The following is a 3,791-nucleotide window of genomic DNA, read 5'->3' on the forward strand; positions in this document are numbered from 1 at the left end:
TAGGCGAGCTTGTCCTCGATATCCATAGCGCTGTAGAGGTAGATATAGCTGTTCGACGGATGGTAATAGCGGCTGTGAAACGCGCAGAAGTCCTCATACGTCAGCGTCGGAATCGCGTCGGGATCGCCGCCCGACTCGAAGCCGTACGTCGTATCGGGATAGAGTGAGAGCATGATCTTGTTCTCAAGCACATCATCGGGCGAAGACAAGGCGCCCTTCATCTCGTTGTAGACGACGCCGCTGTAGCGAAGCGGCTCTTCGGCATTGTCGATCTCGTAGTGCCAGCCTTCCTGCCGGAAAATTTCTGGCGTTTCCTTCATCGCAGGATAAAAGACCGCGTCGAGATAGACGTCCATGAGGTTCTGGAAGTCCTTGTCGTTGCGGCTCGCTACGGGGTACATCGTCTTATCGGGAAAGGTCATGGCATTGAGGAACGTGTTCAGCGATCCTTTGACCAGCTCGACGAACGGCTCCTTGAGCGGGTACTTTCTAGAGCCGCAGAGCACCGAATGTTCGACGATATGCGCCACGCCCGTATCATCGGCGGGTGTCGTGCGAAAGCTGACGGAAAAGACCTTGTTATCGTCGTCGTTTTCCAAAAAGAAAAGGCGGGCGCCGCTCTTTTCATGTACGAACGCATAGCCCTTTGCATCGATCTCCGGAACCGTCTGCTGCTTGAGCAGACGGAAGCCATGAATCATTTCATTTTCCTTGAGATTCAACTTCATAGAGGTTTATTTCATCCTTTCCAATGCACGATGTGCGATATCCCTGCGGCAGAAAGCGTCCGCAAAATGCACGCAATCGACGCCGCGATACGCCTTCTCGACCGCCGCGCGGATGTCCGCCGCCTCAGCGACGATGTTCAGCACGCGGCCGCCCGCTGTGACGACAGCGCCGTCTTTCTCTGCTGTTCCCGCGTGAAAGACGAGGCAGCCTTCCGCCGCAGCTTCGGCAAGTCCCGTGATCTCCGCGCCCTTTTCGTAGGCTTTCGGATAACCGCCCGCCGCGAGGACGACGGTCACAGCTGCGCCCGCGCTCCACGGAATCTCGACATTGGCGAGATTGCCGTCGATGCACGCCAGCATGATTTCGACGAGGTCGCCTTTGAGGAGCGGCAGCACGACCTCCGTCTCGGGATCGCCGAAACGGCAGTTGAACTCGACGACCTTCGCGCCGTCCTCCGTGACCATGAGACCTGCATAGAGGCAACCTTTATAGAGGCGGCCTTCCTTCTCCATCGCGCGGATCGTCGGCTCCAAGACCGTCTTCTGCACCTCAGCGACGAGCGCGGGCGGCGCGACAGGCGCAGGCGCATAAGCGCCCATGCCGCCGGTGTTCGGCCCTTCGTCGCCGTCGTAGGCGCGCTTATGATCCTGCGACGGAATCATCGCGCGGATCGTCTTGCCGTCGGTAAAGGCGAGGATGGAAACCTCCTCGCCCGTCATGAATTCCTCGATGACAACGCGGCTGCCCGCTGCGCCGAACGCCTCGCCCTCCATGATCTCGTCGACAGCGGCGAGCGCTTCCGCCTCAGTCATGGCGACGACGACGCCCTTGCCCGCCGCAAGTCCGTCCGCCTTGACGACGATCGGCGCACCTTCCGCCTTGACATAGGCGCGCGCGGCGGCGGCATCGGAAAACACCTCATATTTCGCCGTCGGGATGCCGTACTTCTTCATGAGATCTTTGGAAAACGCCTTCGAACCCTCGATCTCCGCCGCGAGCTTCGCGGGACCGAATGCCTTGATGCCCGCCGCCGCCAGTGCGTCGACGATACCGCCCGCCAACGGCGCCTCGGGACCGACGACGACGAGATCGATGCCGTTTTCCTTGGCGAAGGCGACGACTGCTGCATTGTCCGTCGGAGAGATCTGCGGCACACATTCGGCAAGCGCCGCCATGCCGGGATTGCCCGGAATCGCATACAGTTTTTCCGTATGAGGACTATCCTTGAGCTTCCATGCGAGCGCATGTTCGCGCCCGCCGCTGCCGATGACCAAAATCTTCATCTCGTTGCTCCTTATCGTTCCATGCTGATGTTTCTGATTATTAGAATCGCTTGCAGTTCCTTGCGAATTTCTGCTATGGGCGTTCCGGCGATCATGACAATTCCCTTGTGTTCTTCGCGCATCAACGCCTGATTGACGAAGTCAATGCGTCTGGATAATTTTTTCTCCTGCTCAAAGTCAAGGCAACGCCCCACCTCACGTTGGAATTGCTTCACAAAGCCTTCTGCATCACAGGCGGTTGAAAAAATTTCCTTCTCGCGTGTATGTAAGCGCATCACCTGGAACATTCCGCTCTCCGCAAGCGCTTTTAGGTGGATCGGCAGTTTTTCTACGACGAGATCGTGATGCTGCTTATCGACGGCACGCCCGGTTCCCTTGCTTTTTCCTACGAAATAGCGATCAAGAGTACCGACATAGCTTATATCTTTAGGAACGGCAATCGCGTGGAGTTCAGCGATATATCCTTTCGCTTTGAGCTCTTTTGCAATTCTCAGCGGTGTTTCCAATGTTCGAAAGGTACCTTCCACAATGAGATTGTACTTTTGATCGGACAATACTCGACGAACTTGTTCGGTAACTGCGCCGGAAAATTCAACAGTCACCTGCACCGCATCCGTTTGTAATTCAGCCTTGATCACTTCATACTGCGGATGGAGTTCACGGTATGTATCCGGATTGATGAAAATGGCATTGGGATTTTCTTTGAGCAGCCGGTCACTGATGGTGCTTTTTCCTGCACCGGGCTGACCGCCCAACAGATAGAGTATCGGCTGCGCCACCGGAGAATATATATCTTGCTGTTTCATGATACGCTTGAGCACGCGTTCCGTTGCTTCTTCAACATCTGCTTTCGTGAAACCGTATTTCATCGTTTCAAATCCTTCAGCAGCGGGAGCATGGTCTGTAAATGATCTAAGCGCCCTTCGATATTAAGGACTTCGATCGGATCATCTGTAACCAATAAACGTCCGGCATCCTTGATCGAGCGTTCGTATAAAGCGTTTAGAAAGGGATATTTCGTTTCACGCTCCTGTTCAGAGCAAGCACGTTCGATCGCCGACTGCAGCGACCAGGCAAATTCATACAGGACTTCTTTTCTGACAGAGAGATCCCATCTGTCATATCCTGTAAATTTCAATTCCATGCTCGTTGCTCCTATTTCTCAATCTGCTCCGAAAGATATGCGGCGATGTGTTCGTCGTAGACCGACGTATGACGGAACGCCTCGCGAGCGAGTTCCATGCGCTTCATACCGCGCACGCAGCCGTCCTTTTGGATCATCTCGGCGACCTCGTCGTAGTGCGAGGGGTTCGTCACGACAGCCACGAACTTGAAGTTTTTCGCGGCGGCGCGAATCATCGCGGGACCGCCGATGTCGATATTCTCGATTGCCTCGGCAAGCGTCACATTTGGTTTCGCCACGGTCGCATCGAATGGATAGAGATTGACGACGACGAGATCGATCGGCGTGATCTTGTGCTCCTTCATCTGCTGTGCGTGCTTGGGATCGTCGCGCACGGCGAGGATGCCGCCGTGGATGTAGGGATTGAGTGTCTTGACCCTGCCGTCCATGATCTCGGGGAAGCCCGTGACGTCGCTGACGTAGAGCACAGGGATGCCCGCATCGCGGATCGCCTTCATCGTGCCGCCCGTCGAGACGATCTCGACGCCGGCATCATGCAGCTTGCGTGCGAACTCGACGACGCCTGTCTTGTCCGATACACTGATGAGAGCACGCTTGATTTTCATGGTCAATCTCCACCTTTCGTCTACAACAAA

Annotated in this window: 5 protein-coding genes; all 5 read right to left on the reverse strand. The window is 55.6% G+C overall.

Features of this window, described 5'->3' with window-relative positions; all coding sequences use genetic code 11:
* Positions 1–728 (reverse strand): insulinase family protein (locus ACTTKG_RS09650; protein WP_442673990.1); only part of this gene is annotated, 728 nt, incomplete at its 3' end.
* A gap of 6 nt (positions 729–734) precedes the next feature.
* On the reverse strand, positions 735–2,012 hold the full coding sequence (purD, locus tag ACTTKG_RS09655) for a phosphoribosylamine--glycine ligase (RefSeq protein WP_442673991.1): 1,278 nt from the start codon (positions 2,010–2,012) through the stop codon (positions 735–737).
* Between the two features lie 11 nt (positions 2,013–2,023).
* Positions 2,024–2,881, reverse strand: a complete 858-nt coding sequence (locus tag ACTTKG_RS09660; protein ID WP_442673992.1) for a zeta toxin family protein — start codon at positions 2,879–2,881, stop codon at positions 2,024–2,026.
* Positions 2,878–3,156 (reverse strand): chaperonin, encoded by a 279-nt coding sequence (locus tag ACTTKG_RS09665; protein ID WP_442673993.1) that lies wholly within the window; start codon positions 3,154–3,156, stop codon positions 2,878–2,880. Before ACTTKG_RS09665 ends, ACTTKG_RS09660 begins: the two co-directional genes overlap by 4 nt.
* An 11-nt stretch (positions 3,157–3,167) precedes the next feature.
* On the reverse strand, positions 3,168–3,761 hold the full coding sequence (locus tag ACTTKG_RS09670) for an IMP cyclohydrolase (protein ID WP_006190835.1): 594 nt from the start codon (positions 3,759–3,761) through the stop codon (positions 3,168–3,170).
* Positions 3,762–3,791: the final 30 nt, after the last annotated feature.

Source organism: Selenomonas sp. (genome assembly GCF_052169755.1).
In the GTDB taxonomy this organism is placed as follows: Bacteria; Bacillota; Negativicutes; order Selenomonadales; family Selenomonadaceae; genus Selenomonas.

What these genes read in the sequence shown, in the direction of transcription:
- ACTTKG_RS09665 (WP_442673993.1), bottom strand. Translation starts at nt 3,156, where the DNA reads ATGGAATTGAAATTTACAGGATATGACAGATGGGATCTCTCTGTCAGA.
- ACTTKG_RS09660 (WP_442673992.1), bottom strand. Translation starts at nt 2,881, where the DNA reads ATGAAATACGGTTTCACGAAAGCAGATGTTGAAGAAGCAACGGAACGC.
- ACTTKG_RS09670 (WP_006190835.1), bottom strand. Translation starts at nt 3,761, where the DNA reads ATGAAAATCAAGCGTGCTCTCATCAGTGTATCGGACAAGACAGGCGTC.
- purD (WP_442673991.1), bottom strand. Translation starts at nt 2,012, where the DNA reads ATGAAGATTTTGGTCATCGGCAGCGGCGGGCGCGAACATGCGCTCGCA.